We start from the raw sequence: 25,138 nt of genomic DNA on the forward strand, positions 1-25,138 counted from the left end.
TTTATGAAAACAATTTTTAAAATTACAACCCTCATATTGGTATGCTTTAGTATCCCCGCATTGGCCCAATCAGGGAAAATACAGGGTGCCGTTACCACATCGGCGGGAGAAGGCATTAATAAAACAACCGTTAAGCTGTTGAATACCAACTATGGTAGCTTAACTGACAACCAGGGGAAATATAGCATAAGCAATTTAACAGCCGGTAGTTATACTATAAGCGTTTCTGCCGTAGGCTATGCTTCCCAACTTAAGTCTTTGGAACTGAGTAAAGGCCAGACACTGGTCATCGATTTTAAACTTGCGGAAAGCAACCAGCAACTCAATGAGGTGACGGTATCATCCGAAAAACGCCAGGAGGCTATACAGAAAATCCCGGCGGCGATCACCGCCTTAGATGCTAAACAAATTAAGGAGTATCGGTTATGGGATATCACCAACCTCACCGCCATTGCCCCGAGTTTATTTGTGGTGGAACATGGCAACAGCACCAGCTCCAATTTCTTCAACATACGCGGGGTGATGGGGTTTTCCAACGAGCAGGCGGTTGCTACCTATGTAGATGGTGTTTACCAGTTCGATTACTTTTCCGCGCCGCCCTTGTTCAATGATGTGCAGAGTATCGAGATCCTGCGCGGGCCGCAGGGAACGCTGTACGGGCGTAACGCCTTTGGTGGTGTGGTGAACATTACCACTAAACAACCCGGTAATACACCTTCCGGTTATGCAGAAATGACCTTCGGTAATTACGGGCAGCAGCGGTATACGGTTAGCCTTTCAAAACCTATCATCAAAGACAAGCTGTTTGCCAGCGGTTCGTTTACTTATAATCACCGCGGCTCGATCTACTATAATGAATTCACCAAAAGCGGTTTCGACCGCAGAGAGGATTATTCCGGCAACTTTAATTTACGGTACCTGCCGTCTAAACAATGGTCGCTTGCGCTTAACGTGAAAACCGAGAACGACAATGACCGGGGTAGTTTTCCCTGGGTAGGATCAATTGATGACGTATTTTCCAAGCCTTATCAGGTCAATACCAACAATACCAATGTGGAACGGAGAAACAACTTCAATACCTCGCTGGCAGCCAATTACTATGGTAAGGATTTTAACTTCACTTCGGTATCATCTTACATTGATTGGCACGCCTGGTACGAGGGTAAAGGCGTAGACTACGATTTCAGTCCCCTGGACATACTCAGCACCGCGCCGGATAATCACCAGCATGTTTTCTCACAGGAAATACGTTTTGCCTCGCCATCGGCAAGCCAGAGCAAATTCAAATGGGTTGCGGGCGCGTATGGCTTTACACAAAATCTCTATACCTACTCGCCGGTCTATTATGGGCCCGACTATTTACAGCTCGATCCGACATCCGGTGCGCCATTTACCACCATCGGCAACAGCCATGGCAACAACAAAGGTTATGCATTCTTCGGACAGGCCACCTATTCGCTAACTAACCAATTGGATTTCACCGCAGGCATACGTTACGATTACGGAAACGGAATAATTGGAGGGGACCCTTTGGGGAGGAAGCCGTTTATGCCGTAGTCTCTTGCAAACCCCACGACAGATCCGGGCTTGATTTTAGCTGCGCTTTTTACCCGTTTCGTTTAAAATATTCATTGATTAAATAAAAAAATGCCATTGGAGCCGAAGGCGATACAAACCCTACTGTGTAGATTTTATCATGAAAATTGCTGCGGTCACCCCAAGTATTTTAACAGGTAACAAGAATGTCGAAATAGCTCCGGCGAAGTGAGAACCAAATAAATATATTTGTAGTCTTGAAAACGATCGTACGTAACTTAAACCAATCGTCATGCTTTGATTTGTAGAAATAAACCAAATTTAAACCACATCACTATGGATCGAATTGCCAGAATAGAAGAATTAAAAACGAAAATTGCGCCTTTAAACGAGAAGAAAGTTCTTCTTCAAATCAAGGCTCAATTAAATCAGCTAAAAGCCGAAGAAAGAATAGAATTAACCCGAACCAGTGAGGAATTGGCTGCGCTCGTTGGCGAGCTGAATGAAAAACGATATCGTTATTGGGTGACTTATCGGGGGCAATTGTTTGACTATGCATCAAATTCGCATTATTGGAGCGAACCGCGTATTGAGCAATTTTATTTTAATACTTTATGTGAGATAGATGCAATTACTATTGATTCTTCGTCGAGGGCTGGATTCAGTTCGTTGATTGATGAAATTAGCAATACACTTTACATCGTTCGATTTAATCAATTTGAAATATTGAATATTAAACTTATTCGGATTTAGCACCCAATCAATTGCCTGTTAATGTAGGATGATGTAAATGGCACCAAAAATCGTAAATCAGACAACTTGTTCGCGAGAGGGATAGCAGCGGCATGTGTGACTTGTTGTCCGTGAGTAAAGTAAGCGGACATTACAAAAATGTTCTTTGTAATAACTGATTATCTGGTGAATGGGAACACCATTCCATCTATTTGAACAGATGAAAACACTTTCCTCATTTATACAGGTGGCAACTGTATAGGTGCAGCAGGGAAGAAAGCAAGTACGAGTGGAATCTGACACTCAATCCTTTGCGAGTGTAGAGGTATGCGTAGGCAACGAACCTATGTTTGAATCATCGTCACTGTCAACAAGCCTACTCAGATTATTCAACTACGGTTGTAAGGCTTGCCCAAAATGGGAGCGATTACAGGATTGATGGTTATGTCGTCCATCAATCGTTCAAACAATTGTAATCCGGTGAAGAATAGGACGCTAACCCTTAGTCAATTAAGACCATACAGATAATCGGAACAAGGTAATCTTATTAAGGCTCTGCAGTAGCAGAGGGAAGCCATCCTTATGCCTTAATAAGAAGAGATTGGGTAAAAAGCAAATGCCTTTGGGAAAGCCAAAGGATAGGCAGACGTACCCACGACGTTAATGATAGATTTAGTAAGTAGCAACTTAAGACGATGAACACGGCAATACGACCGATGTATGAATGGAACACAATTAACTGGACGAAGGTTCAGCGTAATGTTTTCAAGCTGCAAAAACGGATTTATCAGGCAAGCATGCGCGGAGATATAATATCTATGCGCAAACTACAAAAACTGTTATTGAAATCTAATGCCGCCAAGCTATTGGCGGTTAGGAAAGTAACACAGGACAATCAAGGCAAGAAAACAGCGGGTGTTGATGGTGTAAGAAAACTAACGCCGGTGCAGCGAATGAAACTTAGCAACCAAGACTTATTGGAAGCAAAGGTTAAACCAACTCGCCGAATATGGATTCCGAAACCAAACAGCGATGAAAAACGCCCTTTGGGCATACCCGTTATGAAAGACCGTGCTGCACAGGCATTGGTTAAATTAGCCCTTGAATCCGAATGGGAAGCGAGGTTTGAACCCAATAGTTATGGGTTTAGGCCTGGTCGCTCAGTCCATGATGCTATTGAAGCAATCTTTTTATCAATCAAAAGTAAGCCTAAGTATGTATTAGATGCCGATATCGAGAAATGCTTTGATAAAATCAGTCATGAAAAACTGTTAACAAAGTTAAATACCATTCCCAGCCTAAGAAGATTGATTAGGGCTTGGTTAAAAGCCGGGGTGTTAGAGGATGATGTATTTAACCAGACTGAACAAGGCACGCCGCAAGGCGGTGTGATTTCTCCATTGTTGGCTAACATTGCTTTACACGGCATGGAACAAATCGTTAAAGAGAAATTCCCTGTTCGCGGCGGCCCAATACTTATTAGATATGCTGATGACTTCTTAGTCTTTCATAAAGATCTCGCGGTTATAAATCATTGTAAGGCAGCTATAGAATTATGGCTTGCAGATATTGATTTAAACCTGAAAGAGGAAAAGACGAGAATTGCACACACCTTACTACAGGATGAACATGGCAACCGGGGATTCGACTTTTTAGGTATGCACATTGGCCAATACAATGTTGGCAAAACGCATACAGGAAAAAGCAACTATGGGAAGCCTCTCGGCTTCAAAACTTTTATTAGGCCATCGAAAAAGTCTCAAAAGAAACAACATAAAGCCATACAAAACATTGTACGTCGTAATCGTACAATCGAACAAGAACGCCTGATAGAACAACTTAATCCTGTCATAAGGGGATGGAGTAAATTTCATTCAACAGTTGTATCAAAGAGGGTGTTTAGTAATATGTCACATAAGTTGTTTCAATCTTTGAGGCGATGGGCGAATCGAAGACACCCGAATAAGACCCAAACTTGGGTAAACCGCAAGTACTGGCGATTGGAAACCGGTCGTTGGACATTTGCTGCTCGTAAAGGGAAGCCTCTTAGACTCTATAGTGAAACTCCAATCATTAGGCACGTCAAAGTTAAAGAGAACCGCTCACCATACGATGGTGACTGGTCTTATTGGGGAGCAAGGCTTGGTAGATACCCTACGTTATCAAACAGAAAAGCCATGCTTTTGAGGAAACAGAAAGGTCGATGTTCAATATGCAAATTACAGTTTACATTAGGCGATGATATGGATACCGACCATATTATTCCTTTGTATTTGGGAGGAAAAGATATATGGGCTAATGTGCAACTATTACATGCTCATTGTCATGTGACCAAAACGAGGAAAGACAGCTTGCTTCATATAAATGATTAACGGACGAGGAGCCGTGTGAAGGGAAACTTTCATGCACGGTTCTGAAGACCAGCCGTAAAGGCGACTTTACGGCTGAGTTTAATCCTTCGAAGAAGATACAGCGGAAAGCCCGGCACGGAGTGCTTGCCATTATCTAACTGATGCCCGGTTGTACACTTGACAAAGCGGAACAGCATTGCTTATATTTACAATATAAGCGGGGCTTTTATTGTATTTAAGGGCTATGGTGGATTAGTAAATTTTTTTTAAAAACTGTTCCGGATCAAACCGGGATTTAATGGTACGCCGGAAATGTTCCTGGCAATGGTAGAGAAGACGACTTTCGTTAAAGAAAATATAGGGTCTAATTGGAGATTCCAGTGCAACTGACTTAGAAGATGTGTAATTGGGCTGAATTAAAGATATAATAAGTGCTTAACCTTTAAAAGATTGACCTCTTTAAGTATCATGAAGATCATATTTTAACCGAATCGTTTTTCAGGTCAACTTTATGGAATCAAAGGCAAATTAAAACAAAAAGCACTACCTTTTCCAGGTTCACTTTTGACGTAAAAAGTCCCTTTATGTTTTTTTATGATCTCCGAAGCGATATATAAACCGAGTCCGACACCCTGATATTGTAAGGCTGTTTTACTGACCCGGTAAAAGCGCTGGAATAAATGCTCTATATCTTTCTTGTCGATTCCTATTCCAAAGTCCTCTACGCATACCGATATGTGGCCATTATCCATCGATGCATGAACTATTACCTGGTGAGCATCCGGTGAGTATTTAATGGCATTAGTCAGTAGGTTGATCAATACCTGTTCGATCCGGTATTGGTCTCCGCCGTAAAAAAGATCAACGGAGTTTTGAAGAATTATCTCATGCTGAATAGAAGCCAATTCAACATTAGCAATACTATTGGTTAAAGTTAAAGCATCTGCAAAATAGAATGCGGCGATATTCAGATCAATTTGTCCGGAATTGATCTTGGTGACATCCAACAGGTCCGCGATCAGTTTTTCAAGTCGTTTGATGCTGTTGCTCGCATTGGAAAGAAAAGGATAAATCTTATCCGTTTTGTCTGTTTTTTTCTCCAGTAACTGATGAATGGCTTTAATATTCGTCAATGGGGTTTTAAATTCATGACTTACCATGTTGAAAAATTCGTCTTTCTTAGCTTCGGCGACCGCTCTCCTGTCTTTTTCGAGTTTTTGAACCAGCAGTTCCCGGTTGGCGATAATAAGTTCAGCAGCACGTTTGCTTTTTTCTTCATCCTGATAGCCCAATTCTTTTAGCGCGATCAAGAGTTCAGCTGCGCGTTTTTCCTTTTCCTCGTCCTGGAAATCAAGTTCGATATTTGCAATGATGAGTTCCGCTGCACGTTTACCCTTTTCCTGATTTTGGAAAACCAATTCCTTATTGGCTATAATTAACTCATTCGCCCGCTTTTCTTTTTCTTCATTTTGAAAAAGTAATTCTTTGTTGGCTACAATTAGTTCTGCAGCGCGTTTTTCCTTTTCAATATTCTGAAAGATCAGTTCCTTATTGGCAAGTATAAGTTCCGCAGCACGTTTTTCCTTTTCCTGATTTTGAAAAATCAGTTCAGTATTAGCCAGGATTAGCTCGGCAGCGCGTTTTTCACGCTCCCGATTTTGAAAATCCAATTGGCTATAGGCGATAACCAACTCGGCAGCACGTTTTTCCTTTTCTCCATTTTGAAAAATGAGTTCGATATTGGCCAGGATGAGCTCAGCATCGCGCTTTTCACGCTCCCGGTTCTGTACATCCAGTTGGCTGTAGGCGATAACCAGCTCGGCTGTACGTTTTTCCTTTTCTGCGTTTTGGAAATGGAGCTCCTTATTAGCAAGAATTAGTTCGGAAGCACGATCCGCTTTTTCTCTGATCTGAAAATCCAGTTCTTTATTGGCAATAGTCAGTTCTGCCGAGCGCTTCTGTTTTTCCTCATTCTGAAAATCCAGCTCTATATTCGCAAGGATCAGTTCTGCTTCAAATCTGGCCTTATCCTGGTTGGCAATGATTAATTGCTCCGCAATGTTGTTTGTATCCATAATGGCCGCCGACGCAGCTAACGATTATTAACGGTAAATAAAAATGCGGATTGTTAATTTACATTTACGTCAATAATCGCTCCATAGAATTTTGCGATCGGTGTTTTCCGGGTTTTAAATGGCAATTTCCGGTCATGCGTGAAAATTCGATTTGGTTATATGGCTGTCTTATAGATAAATGACTGGCCAGCGGTCAGTAACTTTTTTTTTGTCTAAGGAGTAAGGATGCCGGAAATTTCACTCGGTTTTTCTAAGAGGGAGTACCCGTGTACTTTAAAAAGACCGTTAAAAATTTTAGGTATACTTTTTGAAATGTTTAACCGATAATTACTAAGTGCGAAAAATGGTTTCTATTTTTCAGGGATATAATGGAATGCACTGTTGTGTTATATTGTTTTTCTAAAATAGAGTTATGTTATCAGGAATATCAAGTCTTGCCACCCCAATACAATTATCCGCCATGCCATAGTATATATCAAACCTGTTTGGCGTTCCCAAATCGTCCCGCCTGTCAATTCCAGTAGGAAAAACTACGCTTTGAACAATTCCTACACGCTCTTCCAATAACTCCGGCTTTAATACAGGACTGGCCGAACGATAGCGAATTTTGTCAGGGTGATTCTCATCTAAGATCATAACCCCTGCTGAGTAAACCAGGTGATGCGGCTCATCGTTAACAGCAGGCATCTGGTGTACGCCGTGATAAACCATCAGCCAGCCATGCCTTGACATTACCGGTGGGGTTCCTGCGCCGATCTTGATCTTTTCCCAAGCTGCTTCGGGTAGCGCTAATGGGCTGTTTGATTCAAATTCCTGAAGATGTTCGGCCCGGCTGCCATTTAACATCAAATCACTATAGGATATCCAGATACATTCGTGGTGATCCCTGATCCTGCGGTCTTCGGGATCACACATGATGTCTTCCGGCGTAGTGCCGGGAAATAACGGGCGATGCAGCATTACCATGGAAGTATCGCCATGCGGACTCGTCATCGACCTGGGAAAAATGCAGGCATCTTTATTATATACGTCATTAAAGGTGATCAGCTTATAATCCGCAAAATCCGCGAGCCCTAAACGCTCCCAGTGAAGTAGATCTTTTGAAATAGCCAAAGCAATGCGCGGCCCCTTTGACGAGAAGGCAGTGTACGTCATGATGTATTGCTGTATCGGCTCAAAATAGGTAATCCTCGGGTCTTCACACCCGCCACCTTCCGGCCTTTTTTCATAATCGGCTTCTGGTTCCAATACGACTCCAAGACGCTTTACACCAACCGGTTCGCCTTTTTCATCGAATATTACTTTTGCTATGCCAATACGCGAATAATTACCTTTCGCCACCAGCCGTGGGAATAAATAGAGGTCTCCGTCAGGTCCGCGAATTGCAGCAGGATTCAATACACCTTCGACCTCCATCTCATTGCCAGGTTCAGGCCTCATGATTATCCCGATACGATGCATTTGAAGTTCATCCATGTGGTAATAGTTAGCTAATAAATCTTTTTGTGGGCTTTGATTTCAAACTCCTTTTTATGCATAAAGAATTCATTTTCATATTCCCAGTCTAATTCAATTTTCCATTTTCCATCCTCACAATGGTCAATCGGCACTTCGATCAGATTTGTTTCTTGGCTGTCAAATACCGAATGCTGGCTTTTAGGGGTATCTTTAGATAATAGCGTTAGATGAACATTCCCTTTAACAGGGTGACAAAAATTAAATCGCAGGAATTTCATAAGATGGGTATCGGCGAAGAATAAAGTTCAATTCTATACTTTAAAAGTCCGGCTGCAACACTTAAAATGCAGCCGGGCAAATGTATTGATAAGGAAAACTTATTCCGTTGTTTTACCATCAAATTTAGCTTCATGCTGTTCCGCATCTTTTTTTGTGGCACGTATGATGCCGTCCTTGTGCTGCGGTATGGCGTAAATTGTATAAAGTTTCAGGTCCTTGTGCGCATCGGTATTAATAACATTGTGTTTAGATCCGGCAGGTACTATAATAACGTCGCCATCCTTTACGATATAGGTGGTTGAATTAATGATGCATATCCCACTGCCTCCTTCAAACCGAAAGAACTGATCGCTTTTGGCGTGTGTTTCCGAGCCGATTTCCTCGCCAGGCTTCAGGCTCATCAGCACTAGCTGAAGGTGTTTGGCGGTATAAAGTACCTTTCTGAAGTTCTTGTTTTCGGTAGCATCCTTTTGGATGTCTGTTTTAAATCCTTTCATCTGCGTTTTTTGGGTTTGTTTAGCCTTCTGGATAGTGTCTGTAACCAGCATTGGCCCGGACGGTCGGCCGGCGGCTCTTAAACCATTGGCAAATACTAATGTTGCTGTTAAGAGCGCAATTGGAAACAATATTTTTTTCATAGTAAATCTTTTTTATAAAAGTGACCTTAATAAAGAGTTAAAGAAGTGACAGCCATCATTATAAACAATGATGCTGTAGCGTCAATCAAATTGAATGAGAGACAGTTAAGATTTTAAAGGGAAATAGATAAGGCAAGCAACCCTTTGCCTTCTGGCCGCCGAAGGATTTACCATTTCAAATTAAAGAAACTTGCTCTTGTGTCCTGTTTGATTTTTTTAGTACCGGATACATGATGAACCTATGACGGTTGACGATTTCAATATCAAAACAAACGGTTATACTATCCAAAATGTCCCTTCACATAATTCTTTGTCAGTTCATTAGCGGGTTTATCAAAGATCTGTTTCGTATCGCCTGACTCAATTATCTCGCCCAGGTACATAAAAACAGTTTGGTCAGCTATCCGCTGTGCCTGCTGCATATTGTGCGTCACAATTACGATGGTATAATCTTTTTTAAGCCTCAATATGAGCTCTTCTATCTTTGCCGTGCTGATCGGGTCTAAAGCCGAGCAGGGTTCATCCATCAAGATCACCTCAGGGCGCAGGGCAACGGCCCGGGCTATACACAAGCGCTGCTGCTGACCGCCGGATAACCTCGTTGCCGGTTTTTGTAAGTCATCTTTAACCTCATCCCATATATAACTTTCCTTCAATGCATTTTCAATGATACCGGGGCGCTGGTCTTTAGGGATATTATTGATCTTTAAACCGTAGTTGATGTTTTCATAAATACTCTTTGGGAAGGGATTAGCCTGCTGAAAAACCATCCCAACACGCCGCCGGACTTCGGTGGCAGAAAGTTTCCCTTTATACAGGTTCTGGTCTTCGAGTAAAAACTCACCTTCGATCCTTACCTCGGCTGAAAGATCATGCATCCTGTTAAAGCATCTAAGCAGGGTACTTTTGCCGCAACCAGAAGGGCCGATGAGGGCTGTGATCTTATTTTGAGGAAAAGCTACGGTTACGTTTTTTAAAACCTGCTTGTTGCCAAACCACAGGTTTGCGTTTGTTGCCGATAGTTTGACGCGCTCTTTATTCATGTTTACTATGCTGATAACGTATATAAAAAGCCGAAAGGTTTAAAAAGAATACCACAATGATCAATACCAATGCCGTGCCGTAAGCTAAGGGCCTTACTTGTTCAATAGCCTGGTGTTGGGTAGATAACATATACAAATGGTACGGCAGCGCCATAAATTCCTGGTTTAAATAACCGGCCGGTTTATTGATGTAAAAAGCTACGCCAGTAAACAAAATGGGGGCTGTTTCCCCGGCCGCACGGGATAGCGTGAGTACCAGGCCGGTTAACATGCCCGGAATTGCAGACGGCAACACCACATCGCGGATAGACTCAAATTGGGTGGCTCCAACCGCTAAAGCAGCCTGACGCATACTGTTGGGAACGCGTCTTAACGCTTCTTCGGTGGTAATGATAATATAGGGCAGCGATAAAAGGCCCAGCGTTAATCCCGCAGCTAAAAGCGAAGTTCCCATTTGCAGGCCTTGTACAAACAACGCCAGCCCGAACAAGCCATAAATAATGGAGGGCACGCCTGCTAAATTACGTATCGAGGCCCTGATGATCCTGGTGAGCCAGCTATCCTCAGCATATTCGTTCAGGTAAATAGCGCAGCAAATACCAAAGGGTGCCGCTATTAAGGCTGTGATCAATGTGAGTAATACCGTGCCGATAATGGCAGGTAAAATACCACCTTTGGTCATCCCGTCACTTGGTGAAGTGCTGATAAATGCCCAGGATAAGGACGAAGACCCTTTACTGATCAGATCCCATAAAATGGCTAACAGGAAAAAACAAACCAAACCTGTGGTTAAAAGCAAAGTTCCCCATTCAATAATTGGTGTGAGCTTTTTCATCATGCTGCCTGGTATTTTCGGTATTTGTTTACAAAGTACTCCCCAACAATATTCACCAATAACGTCATTAAAAACAGCACTGCCGCAATGGCGAACAACGCGTAATAATGCGTAGTTTGATAAGGCACCTCCCCCATCTCAATAGCGATGGTAGCCGTCATGGTTCGTACCGAATGAAAAAATCCTTTTGGAAAAGCGGATGCGTTGCCGGTGGCCATTAATACCGTCATCGTTTCGCCAATGGCACGGCCAACACCCAGCATCACAGCTGCCAAAATACCCGGTGCCGCGGCTGGTATGGTTACTTGTATCAAGGTTTGCCACCGGTTGGCGCCAACGCTGTAACTTGCTTCTTTGTAGGCGTTCGGCACGCCCTCCAGCGCGTCCTGGGTTACGGTGATAATGGTAGGTAATGACATGATAGCTAATAATACAGCACCATTAAGTGCATTCAATCCATTTGATTGACCTGTGATACTGGCAATGCCTGGGCCTAATACGACGATATCTAAAAATCCGATAGCTACTGATGGGACGGAAGCCAACATCTCTATGGCTGGTTTCAATACGCTTTTTAGCTTTCTGCCCGCATAGTCCGACAGGAAGGATGCAGTTCCTATACCCAAAGGAATAGCGATACACATGGCACCCAGCGTAACCAGGCTGGTACTCACTAACAAGGGCAGCATACCATAATTAGCAGGGGTTCCTGATGGATTCCATTGGGTGCCGGTAATAAAATCCCAGGGCTTTATTTTCAAAAAAAAGGCTACTGTATTCCACAGCAGCATAAAGAATATACCCGCCAGTATAGCGATCACCATCAGGCCGGTCATCCTGAACAATAATTTGGCAGCTTGATCTGTTTTTTCTCTGATCGCTAATTTCATATCTTATTTGAGGATAATGTAGTAACCGGAGGTGGTGATGATCTTTTGGCCTGCAGCGCTTTTTTCAAAATCAATAAATGCAGACACCTTTTTCCAGGATGTAAGGGGTATAAACTGATATAACGGTCGCTGAAAATAATACCGGCGAGCAGCAATTGCTTTGATATCTAAAGGAGACACCGCAATGCTTCCCGGTTTAGCAATTATCTTTAATACTTTAATGGGTTGTTCGGTTCCGTTATTGAGTATGTAGCCGGCGCCCACATAACCAATTCCGGATCTGTCGTGCTTAATACCCTCCACAATCTGGGCATTACCGTTCATTTCCTTGGCATCCCGGCTAAATTCCATCTTTAATTTTTTACTGATGAAAGAATGCGTTCCCGAATTGCTTTGCCTTCCGTAAATACTGATCGGCATATCCTGCCCCGTAACCGGTTTCCAGGTTTTGTATTGCCCGTTTAATACTTTGGTTAACGTTGCTATGTCAATAGAATCCAGGTGAAAATCCTTGTGAACGATAAAAGCTGTGGCATCCTCCGCAAAAATCACCGTTCGTATAGGGATGCCTTTTGTCTTCAGCAACATAATTTCTTCGGCGTTCAATGGCCTGGATGAATTGGCTATATCAGTTTGCCCGTTAAGCAATGAAGCAATACCCAGGCCAGATCCGCCGCCCGAGATCGCCACACTGAAATCCGGATGTTCCTTATAAAAGTTTTCGGCCAGGCTAACCGCCAAGTTAACCTCCGTATCAGAGCCCTTTACTTTGATAAATTTGCCTGCGTCGCTACACGAAACCAACAGGATGATTAATAAGCACAGTAAGTATTTCATCATGAACTTATTAATTTTTGTAATATAGGGTAGCAATATGTTATTGATGTTAAATATCTATCACCAATTAAAATATCAGGGGCTGGTCGTAAACTATTTTGGTTACCCTAAATTTAGCATAACAGAAGTCGCCTTTTTCTAACCTCCATATGGCTTGTATGTTTGTTGGTACGAATACGCCGTTGATCTGCTTATAACCGGCCATTTTACCTATCCAGGTTTCCAGCCGGCCTTTTTCCATATAGCGTTTGGTTTCCATTTGTGTAATCAACCCTTCGCCATCAAATGTTACAATGTAGTACAGGAACATTCCGTTATAGCTAAAGGTAAGTTTTGCTGTATTCTCATCAATGGCTAACCATTTCAGTTGATCTCCGGGCAGTAGGTTGGTGGGAAACCAAACCCCTTCAGCCAACCATCGCAACAACTCGCCCTGGTTAAAGCTCTCTCCCTGTGCATCTACCACATTGTAAAGGGACAAAATGGAAACGATAAGCCTGCCCTTATCAGCAATATACATATCACGGGCAGTGAAGAGGGAGGTTGTGCCTTTCCAGATGAAGCCTGGCTTTTCGACGGTGAAATATTGTTCGCCTTTAATAGCCGTCCAGTCCTTATCCAGGCCCGTTTTAAATTGCCCGTCGTGTAAAAGACTGACGTAACTGATGTAAGGTTGCCCGTTTCTTAAAACATGTTTAAAATACCGCTGCACAGGCTTTGGTAAACCTGTTAGTTGGTCGTAATTAAAGGTTTTATCTGAAACTGGTTTTGCTGAAGCAAAAAGCCGGTTCACGGTTTTACCGAACCGGACAGCAAGGTTAACCCTACCCATGATAAATGCTGCTAAAAGCGCTGTAATGACTATTACTGTAATGAGCATAATCTTCCTATTTAAATTAAGATGATTTTTGATATAAACTCCTGACTGCCGGCAATAAGGCGACAAATAATATAGCAATGGCAAGAGACATATAGAAAGTATGCAGCCAGCTTACCGCCTGTAAAAACATCATTTCCAACTGTATCCATGCGATCAGCATAAATGCCGTATAAATACTAAAGGTCCAGGCCCAGTACATATCATCATAGCAGTTAAGTTTTTCGGCAAATTCAGATGCCGGTTTTCTGATCAGTGCAAAAACTAACACGAATGGAGCTACGCCAAGCAATAGAAATAAAACGATCCCTGGTATTAAAAAATCGTGAAAAGGAGACTTCTTCAGCAGGAACAATGGCATACCTATCAAGCTGCCATTTGGCGAAATGATTAATGATGCACCTCCACCTATAGCCCCTAAACTCAGAAAACCCAATAATAAGATCAGGCAGTTTCGCCCTATTGTTGATTTCATTTTGTTGCAAGGTGTGTGTTGGTCAGAATTTAGAATATCTTATTTGTTATTGAATGGATTGTTTCTTCGTCAGGAGCGTATCAGCCAGTCTACCGGCCGCCTTAACGAAACCGGTTCGGGATAATGTTTTACATAACCTGTCCTTAAAATGAACTGCACCCGGTCAGTGATGCCGACAGAGGCATTAAGGCCTTGATGTATGGACGGCTCCTCCAGTATTTGGGTCATGGGGTGTATAGCGATATTCTGATCTCTTACTTTCAGGAACAGCCGCTGCATCCGCCGCCCTGTTTCGATGAGGCTCGGCACAGAAGCATCCTTACTTGTGATTAAAAACCAGCCTGCAGAAGATGCTACCTGCTGTTCTGCCTGTTTAATATTCTGATCTCTGAAGCTATTACCCATCACGTTCGGTTTCCCATAAAAGTTTCGCACCACCCAGCCGGAAATACCCTCGATTTCCATACTTCCCGGAGTTAAACCGTCACGGTATTTCTCTGCATCCTTATTTGAAAACCTTATCCAGTCAGCCAATTCTTTTTGCGCTGCGTTACGATAGGACTGGATCTTATTGGCTTCGATGGTTTGTTCGTTCAGATATTGATAAGCTTTAGCTGTACGGGGTACAAAGCGAATAAAATCAGGTTCATTGGCCACTAGCAGCCTGACATCTTCAGTTTTCAATGCTTCGGACAGCATGTTTGATCTTACCGTCCGGCGTTGTATGATAGTTTTGGTATCATACCTGAAGAGGTTTCCCGACTTGATCAGTTTTACTTCCATTACATTTTCATCCTGGTTAGTATTAGCCAACAAACTAAATTGGCAACTATAGCCCAGATTATTGGCGGCGTATTCCAGGTTTTGAATAAATGCACCAATGGATAGCATCGTTTCCCTTTGCGCCGGATCGACAGCAGGCAACCATTTAGTTTTATCATTGAAGATAATCCAATGCAGCGGCTCGATATATTTTATCAGCCATGGTTGCGTATTGTGGCCGCTCGGAGCCAGGGATGCAAGGAATAATATGCGCCTTTCATCTATGTTCAGTTGAGTTTTAACTGCGGTATCAGGCTTCAGATCGGCCCTCACAAAATTGCTTTTATCGCTCAGGGCGTAATAAGTTATCCCTGCTATAACCACCGATGTCCCTGTTATACCTAAAAATTTCCTTCTGTTCATGATGGGGTATTATTTGCAGCAATCTTTTTGGCTGTCATTCGTTTTCGCCATTTAAAAAGTTCAAACCATATTACCGACAAAAAGCCGATACCCGCACTGATTAAAAGCTGTTCCAATTTTAATGGCTCGAAACTGAAGAAAATTGCTAACGGTCTTACATAAATTAAAGTAGCTGAAATAAGCAAGGTGCTACTGATGATTAGCAAAACGAGGTTATTTTTATACCTGATGGTCGTGAGCACTGAATAAAAGAAGGAACGGTTCACCAGTGTCAATAATATATTGGCGGCGATCAGGCAGGTAAATACCATGGTACGGGTTAGCTGTTCATCTGCCCCTTTGCTTACGGCATACTGGTAGGTTGCCAGCGTGCCGATTGTGATCACCAAACCTTGTATAATACTGGTGGTTAATTCTTTCCAGTTAAAAAAAGTGGTGCTGAACGGTCGTGGTTTTTGCAGCATGGTATTCTTTTCCATCGGCTCATTCTCATAAATAATGGAACAGGTTGGCCCCATGATCAATTCCAGGAAAATGATATGTACCGGCGAAAATATATTGGGGTAGATCCAGCCCAGGGCCAAAGGAATAAATACAGTTAATACGATAGGGATATGGATGGAGATAATATACTGGATCGCCTTTTTCAAATTAGTATAAATACGCCTGCCCATGGCTATGGCATCCACCATTTTGGATAGATCATCTTCCAGCAGGATCAGCGACGCCGCCTGTTTGGCAATTTCTGTCCCCTTTTTGCCCATAGCTATGCCAATGTTTGCAGCCTTTAGTGCGGGGCCATCGTTCACGCCGTCGCCGGTCATGGCTACGATCTCGTTTTTAGCTTTTAAGGCATTGATGATCCTGAGTTTGGCATCCGGGAACATCCGAGTAAAAATATTAACGGTTTCTACCTTATCCCCAAGCTCTTTGTCAGACAATTGCATCAGCGCGTCGCCGCTGATACATTGATCAAAACCGTGGAAATCAATTTGACGGGCGATAGCTCCGGTAGTCTCCGCGTTATCGCCCGTAATGATCTTTACTGCGATACCGGCTTTGTAAAAATCCTGCATTACTGCACTGATATTTTTCTTTGGAGGATCGTAAAAAGCCACCAGCCCTTTAAATGCGAATTTAAACTCCTGCTGTGTAGCTGGGAATTCATTACCGTTAAAAATGGCCTGCCCGACAGCCAATACACGGTATCCCTCCGCTGCGAGTTGCTTAATTGCAGAAGTTATCCGGTCTTTCTCGATATCGTACAGATCACTGACTTTAATCAGCGCTTCGGGTGCACCTTTTGCTGCGATAATGCGCTCCCCCTCTGCATTCTCGAACAGGTGGGTCATCATGGGCGGTTTGCCGCCCAGCGGATATTCATGGATCATTTTATAAGTAAGCCGTTCATCCATTTTGGAGCTTTTTGAATAGGCCTCGTGCAGGGCAATTTCCATCGGATCAAAAGGCATGGGTTCACTGGCCCACATCGCAATCCTGATCAATTCCTTTTCAGGTTCGCTGGTGATGCTTTCTGCTTTTAAAGTCTGATTCTGTTTCAGCAGATAAACCCTCGCCAGGCTCATTTTATTTTCGGTTAGTGTACCGGTTTTATCGGTGCATATCACAGATGCGCTGCCCAAAGTTTCAACCGTTTTCATTTGTTTGACTACGATGCCCATTTTCATCAGCCGCCAGGCGCCCAGGGCCATGAACGTAGTAAATGCTACCGGGATCTCTTCCGGCAGGATACTCATCGCCAGTGTAAGCGCTTTGATCAGGCTATCGAGAACGTTAGCCGAATGTAAATAGTTAATGCCCCATACGGTCAAAAATACAATCGCCCCGGCAATCACCATTTTTTTTACAAAGTTGTTGATCTGTAATTCCAATGGGGTCTTTTCTTCCACTATAGCTTCCAGGCTTTTGCCGATCTTTCCTAACCGGGTTTCGTTGCCTATTGCGGTAATGGTAGCTATAGCCAGGCCGCTTGCTACCGTGGTTCCATGAAAAATTAAATGATCAGTCGCGTCTTTATCTTTATAAACGGCCAAAGACTCACCGGTAAGGATACTTTCATTGACAGAAAAGTCATTCGATTGAACGATAACACCATCAGCGGTAATAGAGGTGCCTTCTTCTATCCTTAAGCTATCACCCATTACGAGGTCTTCACTTTTTATTTCTTCCACTTTTCCATTCCTGATTACCTTGCAGGACGGCTGGGAAAACTCCTTTAATTTTTCGAGTGCGTTCCTGCTGCGAGAATCCTGGTATAAGGAAATACCAGCCACCAGCACAATTGCCGAAGCCAGAAAAATACCGTCGCCGGTTTTTCCACTGATGAAGTAAATACACGACGTAACCAGCAATAAAATTACCATCGGCTCTTTTGCGAGGCTTTTTACCGCATCAATAAACCCGTTTTCCTTTCTATAATCTAAAACGTTTCGCCCGTATTTTGCCCTGGCTTCAGTTACCTGTGCTGTGGTTAGTCCCTGTATAGTTAATTTTTCTAAAGGCATCTGGGTAATTGTTTAACAGGAGGACTATATGATAGTCACCTTATGGGTTAATTAATTGCGACGGAATGACCATTATCGGCAAATGATTTCCGGATAGTGCCTGTTCCGTATTACTCGTCCTGAAGATATCGGCAAAAAAACCGTGCTGATAGTGTACCAGGGCCAGTATATCTGAGCCGTTGTCTTTACACATTCCTTTTAACCGTTTGATCACATCTTTTCCCCTGATCTGCTGATAGGTGACATTGGCTTGTTTTATAGCGCGGACGCGATTATGGATCGCCCGTTCCTTAACGGGTTCCTCGTCCTTTTCTGTTAATGATACATGAACGATCTCCAGTTCAAAACCGATGTTCTTAGCCAGCCCCACCAGGTACGTGATGGCATTAATATCGGCCAGTTCAAATGCGGTAGCTACCGTAACCTTATTTATTTTTTTTAATAAAGCTTTTGGAGGAATAACCAGGACAGGGCAGTTGGCATGATTGATCACATCCATCGTGTCGCTGCCAAAAAATAAGTGTTCAAGGCCGCTATTTGTACTTCCTCCCATCACGATCATATCAATCGCTTTATCCTTTAAAATAACCTCAACATTCTCACCGAGCGAACCTTCACCACTCTGGTAATCAGTTTTGGGCCTGAAGCCATTTTTTGTTTGATCGGCAATGACGTGCCTAAGCTGAATGGCTAAATGCGAAAGTTGTGCTGTACTATCCTCTTTGCGGAACACAAACTCTTCTACCACCCATGGCCCGCCGCCATAAGCTGGCAATATGGGATGATCATAATAGGTGTTGAACAGCAAGATATCGGCGTGTAATTTCTCAACGACAGTGGCCGCAGCACGGGCTGCATGCGTAGCGTTGCCTGAGAAATCAGTCAGCATCAGGATCGTTTTCATAACAGCTTTTATAGACTGCAAATCTGGCATTTAAATCACTGATAATAATGACCTTAATCATTGTAATGGCTGATAGCCGTCATTAAAAGCAAGCCCCTTATTTGACATCTTTGATAAAAAAGATCATGAGTCAAACACACATTCATTTACTGATCACCCACCTGCCGATATTCGGTTCTATATTAGGTGCGTTTGTTTTGATCCATGGGATATGGAGAAAAAGCAATACGACATTGATCGCCGCTTATAATGTTCTGATCATTTCGGCTATAGGTGCCGGTATAGCTTATTCAACCGGTGAAGGTGCAGAAGAAACGGTCGAGCATATACAAGGAATCTCTAAAAATATCATTGACGAACATGCTGAATCTGCGCTGACATCATTGATCGCTTTGATCGCCGTCGGGGTAATTTCAATAGCAGGGCTTTTTGTAACCTGGAAAAGCCCTTCGCTGGTAAGGCCCTTTGCATTGATCGCATTATTTGCTTCCCTAATCGGATTTGGCCTCGTTGCCAGAACAGGTTACCTCGGTGGACAGATCAGGCATACCGAGATCGGAACCAACGCGATATCGCCGGCGAAAGAAGGAAGCGGGAAAGACAATGATTAAATTAATCTCTAATAAAAGTAATGTTTATCATGGGCACCACTATTAAAGATTTGCCCTTAACAGTAAAACGGTCGGTTGAGTTGCTGGGACTCTTTTTATTAGGGGCATTGATTGTTTTGGGGAATACAGTAATTATGCCGTTGCTAATGGCCTTTTTCTTCTCACTCATGCTGATGCCCATCTTTCGCTTGTTTCGAAAGCTGAAAATTCCGGAGAGTATCGCTATTTTCTTACCCATACTTTTATTAATTATTAGTTTGGCCCTTGTTATTTGGTTGTTTACCAGCCAGGTATCGGCTTTACTGGATGATTTTCCCCAGATCCAGCAAACAGTTACCAGGCATTTGGATAGTCTCAGCATCTGGATCAGCAATTCTTTTGGCTATTCTCCGGCAGAACAACTGAAATTCATTAATGAACAGAGCAAAAAGCTGTTCAGTTCGTTAGGCGGAATGCTGAGCGGCGCAGCAGGTTCCTTATCCGGCGTCATTATATTCATCGGGCTTCTACCTATCTATATTTACCTGATCATATTATACAGGAACTTATTTTTGAAGTTTATTTTAATGTGGTTTAAAGCCGATGAAAACCTTAACGTTGAAGAAGGAATACGGCAAACAGAAAAGATGGTAAAAAGCTACCTGGTTGGGTTATTAATACAGATCACTTATATCATCATACTTCTCGGCGGCGCATTGTGGATATTCGGTATCCAGAATGCCTTGTTGATCGGTATCATATTCGCTTTTTTAAACCTGATCCCTTACCTGGGGGCATTAATCGGCAATCTCTTAGGCGTATTATTAACGCTTGCGTCATCGGATAAGATCAGCGATGTCCTGATCGTTTTAGGCGCTATTACGTTCGTTCAGTTTTTGGACAACAATATTCTGATGCCGCGTATAGTAGGTTCGCAAGTAAAAATAAATGCGCTTGTTTCCATAGTTGGGATCATTATTGGGGGCGTTATGGCTGGTTTATCAGGCATGTTTCTGGCGATGCCAATACTTTCCATTTTAAAAATAGTTTTTGACCGGTCCGAAAATTATAAACAGTGGGGTGTGCTGCTGGGAGATGAAAGGCCTGCCAAAAGCCCGATGACCGTTTGATGTATAGGAATTATCAATAGCCCCAATAATTTATAAGGCGGACAAGTATTAATTCCTGTGCCGTTTATCCTCATGACGTTGATTTTCACGGTTGTCATCTTACTGCTGAAAAGCTTCACATCGTATCGCACCTGTTCTGAAATTTCGGGATTAATGGCGTAATATCCACCAGCAAGTAGGCTAATACCGACACAAAGGTTTCTTAAATTACTGAATAATAGAATGATGCGGACTGTTCCGAAAAATGATGCTAGTCACTATTCCATAGATTTTTCACAAACTCCTGCCTTTGACAGGGATTTGCACCGAAAAGCTTATTCTCTCTCACCCTAATCATTGGGCGAGCTGATTTCTCACTCTTTCATAATGGAAACGTGCCTACCAATCACTTAAACAAATGGTCTGTCAGCGACCACCAAAACTTAAGGTAAGGAAGCCTATTACAACATTAATCGGTAGAAAATCTTCCAAATTCCAATACAAAAAAAAGTGGATTGTATAATCCCGAACCTTTTTCGAAATTTCCATCAATTTTATCCTAATGGAAATTAGAATTGAAAAAACTGTAAAAGTAACAAAATACTATATTTGACTTAACAATTGGAATACAAACCTGCTATTTGCGTCATTCGTAGAATAAAGAATACTTTTAAATATAACAGAATCATCATAAGACAACAAGAGCGATTATTCTGAACTCCTCCCCTTCCACAGATTGATTTAAAACATTTCTTCTTTGCTATTCTTTTGCGTCATTTATAAAAGCATTTAAACCGACAATCAAAAACACCCTAAATCAACCATTGTAAATTTAGGTTTGACAAGGGTTTAGTCCGGAACTTCAGCATTGCTTTTCAACTAAAACATAAAAATGAATTAGTATTGTTACAAACATGTTGTAATGCAATTGAATTTAAGTTAAACACTTAAATTCAATATTATCTAAAAACTACTCTCTGATCTTCTAGTCAGAATCTTTAAACGAGTTTACTTTTCGTATGTCAAGTGGTACATTTCCGAAGCTATCATACGCAAATTTATCTGGCTTCAAACCGCCCGGTTTTTTTATTGACGACGATTTTGTACATGATAAGTTCAACCGTCGTCCCTATATCACTTTCGTTATCAACAAAACCATGTTCGCGGGTAACCGAATCATCAATGATGTATGGCGTAATTCTATCCGTCAATTGTTGTAAAACTTTTTGCTGTTCGGCCATTTCGGTAATTTCCTCGAACTTTCCCCATGCGATCACGCTTTGCCAGTCGGTCATGTCTTTTATTTTATCCACTTCAAAACAAACTTCCGGATTCTGTCTCATCATATCGATCTTCATCCCTTTAGCAGAATGGCAATAAATGCTTGTTCCATCATACACATAATTAACTGGCACAATGTAAGTAACGCCTGCTGAATGGCATCCAAGGCGACCAATCAGTTGATCTTTCAACAGAGTTTCTATTTGGTTTTTGTCTAATTCTCTTAACATTTTTATTTTTTTTTATGATTTAATAAGAAACTTTAAGTAAAGGTCATGCGCTCTATTTTTTCAGGGATCGACGATGCCCAATTGCCTGTTTTCTTTAAATTTTTTAAAATGGGACGGCGTTAAACCCGTAATTTTCTTGAATTGGTTGGAAAGGTGCGCTACGCTGCTGTAGTGTAATTTATAAGAGATTTCTGTTAGTGAAAGTTCATCATAGACTAATAACTCCTTTACCCTTTCTATTTTATGCATGATAACATAATGCTCGATATTGATTCCAACCACTTCTGAAAATAAATTAGCCAGGTAGGTGTAATCATGGTTTAATTTTTCACTCAGGTAGTCAGAAAAATTAACCTTTGCAGGTTCATCGGAATAATGGATCAGCTCGACAATTACTTTCTTTATTTTTTCAATCAAGATACTCTTTTTGTCATCCAGTAATTCAAGTCCGTGCTTCAAAAGCAAAGTTTTAAATTCCAGCAATTGAGCATTAGACATGGTTTCCAAAATTTCCACTTCACCAAGTTCGACGATAATGTAATGAAGAGATAATTTTTTGAGTTGCTGTTTGACCACCATCTTGCAGCGTATACATACCATATTTTTAACATAAAGTTTCATATTCTAAAGGGGGGGTAGGAACGTAAAATCAATGATTTGCTGAACGGTCTTATCACGATAGCAGAGTCGTTATAAGAAGCAAATTTGATGGCAGGCACACATTGTTGAATTACATTGAATTTATTGCTTGATGAGTTCATGTAATACCAATATGCACAACTATAAGGAATAAAAACAAGATTAGTTTTAATCATATGGAAAAATAAAAAACCTGAGGTTAAATTCTCTATTACTGCATTTATACAACGGATATCAATATCTCGCTTACGATCTGCTACTCCCCTATCGCTATAACACAATCGGTCATTCGTAATGTGTGAAATATGTAACATTTCTAAGGAGTTGTGTAACAATTAGAATTCCCGGTCACGCCATCTTTGTGCTAGGATTTTAACCGCTCTGGAATACCCTCAATTAGAATCTACCTTCTGATAGCTAAAAGAAATTAGAGAAAGAAAAGTGTAAAAAGATATTTAAATCAAAAGCCATGGAAAAAAAAGCATCAGATAACACTGAACTGGAAACAGGTAAAGCACACATTATCGTGGAGATTATTGAATATGTACCCAATGCCGTCGTCATCAAAACCATTATTAAAAAATCGACAGGAAACATTAGCATTATGTCTTTTGACAGCGGAGAAGGATTAACCGAAAAAACGAGCCCTTTCGATACTTTCGCCCAGATCATTGAAGGAAATGCAGAGATTGTTATTGATCATATGTCCAACCACCTAAAAGCAGGGATGGGCATTATTATACCTGCACACCTCCCCAACTATATCAAACCAAACGGCCGTTTTAAAATGATTCAAACCGTTATTAAAAGCGGGTATGAATAACCAAAAGATCACCGCCCTATTTCTGGATATCGGCGGCGTCTTGCTTACCGATGGGTGGAACCGCGTTGCACGCAAAAAGGCTGCTGATTATTTTAAGCTTGACCATGGTGTAATGGAAGACCGGCACCACATTACCGTAGAAACCTTCGAATTAGGTAAAATAACACTTGAGGAATATTTGAGAAGGGTTGTTTTTGTCGAACATCAGGATTTCGGAATACAGGATTTCAAAGAATTTATGTTTGCCCAGTCTACCGGCCATTTCGAAATGCTATCCCTGATCGCTGCACTTAAAAAGGAGCAACATTTAAAGATCGTGATTGTGAGTAATGAAAGCCGAGAATTGAATGAATTCAGAATAAAAAATTTCGGGCTGAATAATCTTGCTGATTGTTTCATCTCCTCTTCCTTTGTCCGTCTTCGTAAACCCGATACCGATATTTTTAAGCTGGCATTAGACATTTCGCAGGTGCCCGCCAAACAAATTATCTATATCGACGATCAGCTCATGTTTGTCCGGCTTGCGGAAAATTTTGGCATGAATACCATTCACCATACAGATTATCAGTCTACCACCACAAAATTAGCATCCTTTGGATTGCGCACAATTAATGACAGCCATGAAAAAAGGTAAAAACCATGTGCTTACTATTAATGGTGGTTCATCCAGCATCAAGTTCGCATTATACCAAGCTGATGTACGATTAAATGAAATACTATCAGGCGAAATAGAAAACATCGGTCAAAAAAGCGTTGCACTGCGATTTAAAAATCCCGGGCATCATCCGACTCATAAAATTGACCTTAAAACTAATGACTATGAATCCACCGCTAGCTGGCTGATTGGGTGGCTGGAAAAACAGGTAGATTTTGAACTGGTCAAGGGGATTGGGCATAGGGTGGTTCAAGGCCTGGACCATGATAAACCGGAAAAGATCACCGATGATCTAATGGACGATCTGAAAAAGATCAGCGCCTTCGATCCCGAACATCTGCCTGAAGAAATTAAAATGATCTCCGTTTTCAGGAAGCGCTACCCGGACCTGGTACAAGTCGCCTGTTTTGATACTTCCTTTCATACCACTATGCCGCCCGTGGCAAAGTTAGTCTCCATTCCACGTCGATTTCAGGCTATGGGTATTAAACGGTACGGCTTTCACGGGCTTTCTTATGCCTATCTAATGGAACAGCTTGACCTGGAAGAATGGCGTGAAACGTCGAGGCACAGAGTGATACTAGCGCATTTGGGGAACGGCGCAAGCCTCGCAGCTGTTAAAGAAGGTAAAAGCATAGATACCAGTATGGGGTTTTCACCGGCGGGCGGTATACCGATGGGTACACGGTCCGGTGATCTTGACCCTGGGGTAGCCTGGTATTTAATGAAATCCCAATCGCTTAGCCCTAAACAGTTCAACCATCTCCTTAATCACGAATCAGGTCTGTTGGGTATTTCTGAAACCAGCGCAGATATGAGGGAACTGTTAAAAATCCAGGCAAATGACAGGCGCGCTGCAGAAGCCGTTGAGCTATTTTGTTACCAGGTCCGAAAATCCATTGGCTCATTTGCCGCAGCCCTTCACGGTTTAGATACGCTGGTGTTTTCAGGTGGTATAGGTGAAAATTCTCCCGAGGTCCGTGAAAGGATCTGTCACGGTCTTGAATTTTTAGGTATAGAGCTGGATAAAGAAAAAAATTCAAATAACGAACCGTTTATCTCTGCCGACATCAGTACGATATCAGTTCGTGTCATTCCAACAAATGAAGAATTAATGATAGCGAAGTCGGTTTGCGATATTTTGGACTATAACATTAAAAACTAAACACCT

Annotated in this window: 23 protein-coding genes; 8 read left to right on the top strand and 15 right to left on the bottom strand. The window is 42.0% G+C overall.

Annotated features, from left to right (window positions below; all coding sequences use genetic code 11):
* Positions 1–3 precede the first annotated feature (3 nt).
* The 3 genes from BDD43_RS23905 (at position 4) to ltrA (ending at position 4,640) form a co-directional block, all read left to right on the top strand.
* Positions 4–1,557 (top strand): TonB-dependent receptor, encoded by a 1,554-nt coding sequence (locus BDD43_RS23905; protein ID WP_246001774.1) that lies wholly within the window; start codon positions 4–6, stop codon positions 1,555–1,557.
* A gap of 315 nt (positions 1,558–1,872) precedes the next feature.
* A complete protein-coding gene (locus tag BDD43_RS23910) occupies positions 1,873–2,289 on the top strand; it encodes a hypothetical protein (protein WP_121200441.1) in 417 nt (138 codons plus the stop codon).
* A 674-nt stretch (positions 2,290–2,963) separates the two neighbouring features.
* Positions 2,964–4,640: a group II intron reverse transcriptase/maturase gene (gene ltrA / locus BDD43_RS23915; protein WP_121196347.1), complete on the top strand. Its 1,677-nt coding sequence runs from the start codon at positions 2,964–2,966 to the stop codon at positions 4,638–4,640.
* Between the two features lie 488 nt (positions 4,641–5,128).
* Here the strand turns inward: ltrA and BDD43_RS23920 are convergent, their stop codons facing one another.
* From BDD43_RS23920 to BDD43_RS23980, 13 genes are all read right to left on the bottom strand, one after another.
* On the bottom strand, positions 5,129–6,694 hold the full coding sequence (locus BDD43_RS23920) for a sensor histidine kinase (protein WP_121200443.1): 1,566 nt from the start codon (positions 6,692–6,694) through the stop codon (positions 5,129–5,131).
* A 399-nt stretch (positions 6,695–7,093) separates the two neighbouring features.
* The gene (locus BDD43_RS23925; protein WP_121200445.1) at positions 7,094–8,170 is read right to left on the bottom strand and encodes a glycoside hydrolase family 130 protein; all 1,077 of its coding nucleotides are present in this window, start codon (positions 8,168–8,170) and stop codon (positions 7,094–7,096) included.
* Between the two features lie 14 nt (positions 8,171–8,184).
* The gene (locus BDD43_RS23930) at positions 8,185–8,430 is read right to left on the bottom strand and encodes a hypothetical protein (RefSeq protein WP_008513208.1); all 246 of its coding nucleotides are present in this window, start codon (positions 8,428–8,430) and stop codon (positions 8,185–8,187) included.
* A 99-nt stretch (positions 8,431–8,529) separates the two neighbouring features.
* On the bottom strand, positions 8,530–9,069 hold the full coding sequence (locus BDD43_RS23935; RefSeq protein WP_121200447.1) for a cupin domain-containing protein: 540 nt from the start codon (positions 9,067–9,069) through the stop codon (positions 8,530–8,532).
* A 281-nt stretch (positions 9,070–9,350) separates the two neighbouring features.
* On the bottom strand, positions 9,351–10,112 hold the full coding sequence (pstB, locus tag BDD43_RS23940; protein ID WP_121200449.1) for a phosphate ABC transporter ATP-binding protein PstB: 762 nt from the start codon (positions 10,110–10,112) through the stop codon (positions 9,351–9,353).
* Complete coding sequence (gene pstA, locus BDD43_RS23945) at positions 10,105–10,950, bottom strand: phosphate ABC transporter permease PstA (RefSeq protein ID WP_121200451.1); 846 nt, start codon at positions 10,948–10,950, stop codon at positions 10,105–10,107. Before pstA ends, pstB begins: the two co-directional genes overlap by 8 nt.
* Positions 10,947–11,837: a phosphate ABC transporter permease subunit PstC gene (gene pstC / locus BDD43_RS23950; RefSeq protein WP_121200453.1), complete on the bottom strand. Its 891-nt coding sequence runs from the start codon at positions 11,835–11,837 to the stop codon at positions 10,947–10,949. The genes pstA and pstC overlap by 4 nt, the downstream gene beginning before the upstream one ends.
* A gap of 3 nt (positions 11,838–11,840) precedes the next feature.
* Positions 11,841–12,677: a PstS family phosphate ABC transporter substrate-binding protein gene (locus tag BDD43_RS23955; protein WP_121200454.1), complete on the bottom strand. Its 837-nt coding sequence runs from the start codon at positions 12,675–12,677 to the stop codon at positions 11,841–11,843.
* Positions 12,678–12,741: 64 nt separating this feature from the next.
* A complete protein-coding gene (locus BDD43_RS23960; RefSeq protein WP_121200456.1) occupies positions 12,742–13,554 on the bottom strand; it encodes a DUF6544 family protein in 813 nt (270 codons plus the stop codon).
* Positions 13,555–13,570: 16 nt separating this feature from the next.
* Positions 13,571–14,026: a hypothetical protein gene (locus BDD43_RS23965; RefSeq protein WP_121200458.1), complete on the bottom strand. Its 456-nt coding sequence runs from the start codon at positions 14,024–14,026 to the stop codon at positions 13,571–13,573.
* 69 nt (positions 14,027–14,095) lie between these two features.
* Positions 14,096–15,211: an Acg family FMN-binding oxidoreductase gene (locus tag BDD43_RS23970; RefSeq protein WP_121200460.1), complete on the bottom strand. Its 1,116-nt coding sequence runs from the start codon at positions 15,209–15,211 to the stop codon at positions 14,096–14,098.
* Positions 15,208–17,736: a cation-translocating P-type ATPase gene (locus BDD43_RS23975; protein WP_121200462.1), complete on the bottom strand. Its 2,529-nt coding sequence runs from the start codon at positions 17,734–17,736 to the stop codon at positions 15,208–15,210. Before BDD43_RS23975 ends, BDD43_RS23970 begins: the two co-directional genes overlap by 4 nt.
* 40 nt (positions 17,737–17,776) lie before the next feature.
* Complete coding sequence (locus BDD43_RS23980) at positions 17,777–18,640, bottom strand: universal stress protein (RefSeq protein ID WP_162847162.1); 864 nt, start codon at positions 18,638–18,640, stop codon at positions 17,777–17,779.
* Positions 18,641–18,765: 125 nt separating this feature from the next.
* Between BDD43_RS23980 and BDD43_RS23985 the strand changes: the two genes are divergently transcribed.
* Together BDD43_RS23985 and BDD43_RS23990 are read left to right on the top strand one after the other, a co-directional pair.
* Positions 18,766–19,251: a hypothetical protein gene (locus BDD43_RS23985; RefSeq protein ID WP_121200466.1), complete on the top strand. Its 486-nt coding sequence runs from the start codon at positions 18,766–18,768 to the stop codon at positions 19,249–19,251.
* 29 nt (positions 19,252–19,280) lie between these two features.
* A complete protein-coding gene (locus BDD43_RS23990) occupies positions 19,281–20,360 on the top strand; it encodes an AI-2E family transporter (RefSeq protein WP_246001776.1) in 1,080 nt (359 codons plus the stop codon).
* A 1,037-nt stretch (positions 20,361–21,397) separates the two neighbouring features.
* On the opposite strand, the gene BDD43_RS23995 is transcribed toward BDD43_RS23990, so the two are convergent.
* Positions 21,398–21,850, bottom strand: a complete 453-nt coding sequence (locus BDD43_RS23995) for a pyridoxamine 5'-phosphate oxidase family protein (RefSeq protein ID WP_121200470.1) — start codon at positions 21,848–21,850, stop codon at positions 21,398–21,400.
* A gap of 60 nt (positions 21,851–21,910) precedes the next feature.
* Positions 21,911–22,471, bottom strand: coding sequence for a helix-turn-helix domain-containing protein (locus BDD43_RS24000; RefSeq protein WP_121200472.1), 561 nt, complete (start codon positions 22,469–22,471; stop codon positions 21,911–21,913).
* A gap of 487 nt (positions 22,472–22,958) precedes the next feature.
* On the opposite strand from BDD43_RS24000, the gene BDD43_RS24005 reads away from it, so the two are divergent.
* From BDD43_RS24005 to BDD43_RS24015, 3 genes are read left to right on the top strand one after another with little or no spacing between them, the layout of a single operon-like run.
* Positions 22,959–23,312 (top strand): cupin domain-containing protein, encoded by a 354-nt coding sequence (locus BDD43_RS24005; protein WP_121200474.1) that lies wholly within the window; start codon positions 22,959–22,961, stop codon positions 23,310–23,312.
* Positions 23,305–23,946: an HAD family hydrolase gene (locus tag BDD43_RS24010; RefSeq protein ID WP_121200476.1), complete on the top strand. Its 642-nt coding sequence runs from the start codon at positions 23,305–23,307 to the stop codon at positions 23,944–23,946. Before BDD43_RS24005 ends, BDD43_RS24010 begins: the two co-directional genes overlap by 8 nt.
* On the top strand, positions 23,933–25,132 hold the full coding sequence (locus tag BDD43_RS24015) for an acetate/propionate family kinase (protein ID WP_121200478.1): 1,200 nt from the start codon (positions 23,933–23,935) through the stop codon (positions 25,130–25,132). The genes BDD43_RS24010 and BDD43_RS24015 overlap by 14 nt, the downstream gene beginning before the upstream one ends.
* The last annotated feature ends 6 nt before the right edge of the window (positions 25,133–25,138 follow it).

Source organism: Mucilaginibacter gracilis, assembly GCF_003633615.1.
GTDB lineage: Bacteria > Bacteroidota > Bacteroidia > Sphingobacteriales > Sphingobacteriaceae > Mucilaginibacter > Mucilaginibacter gracilis.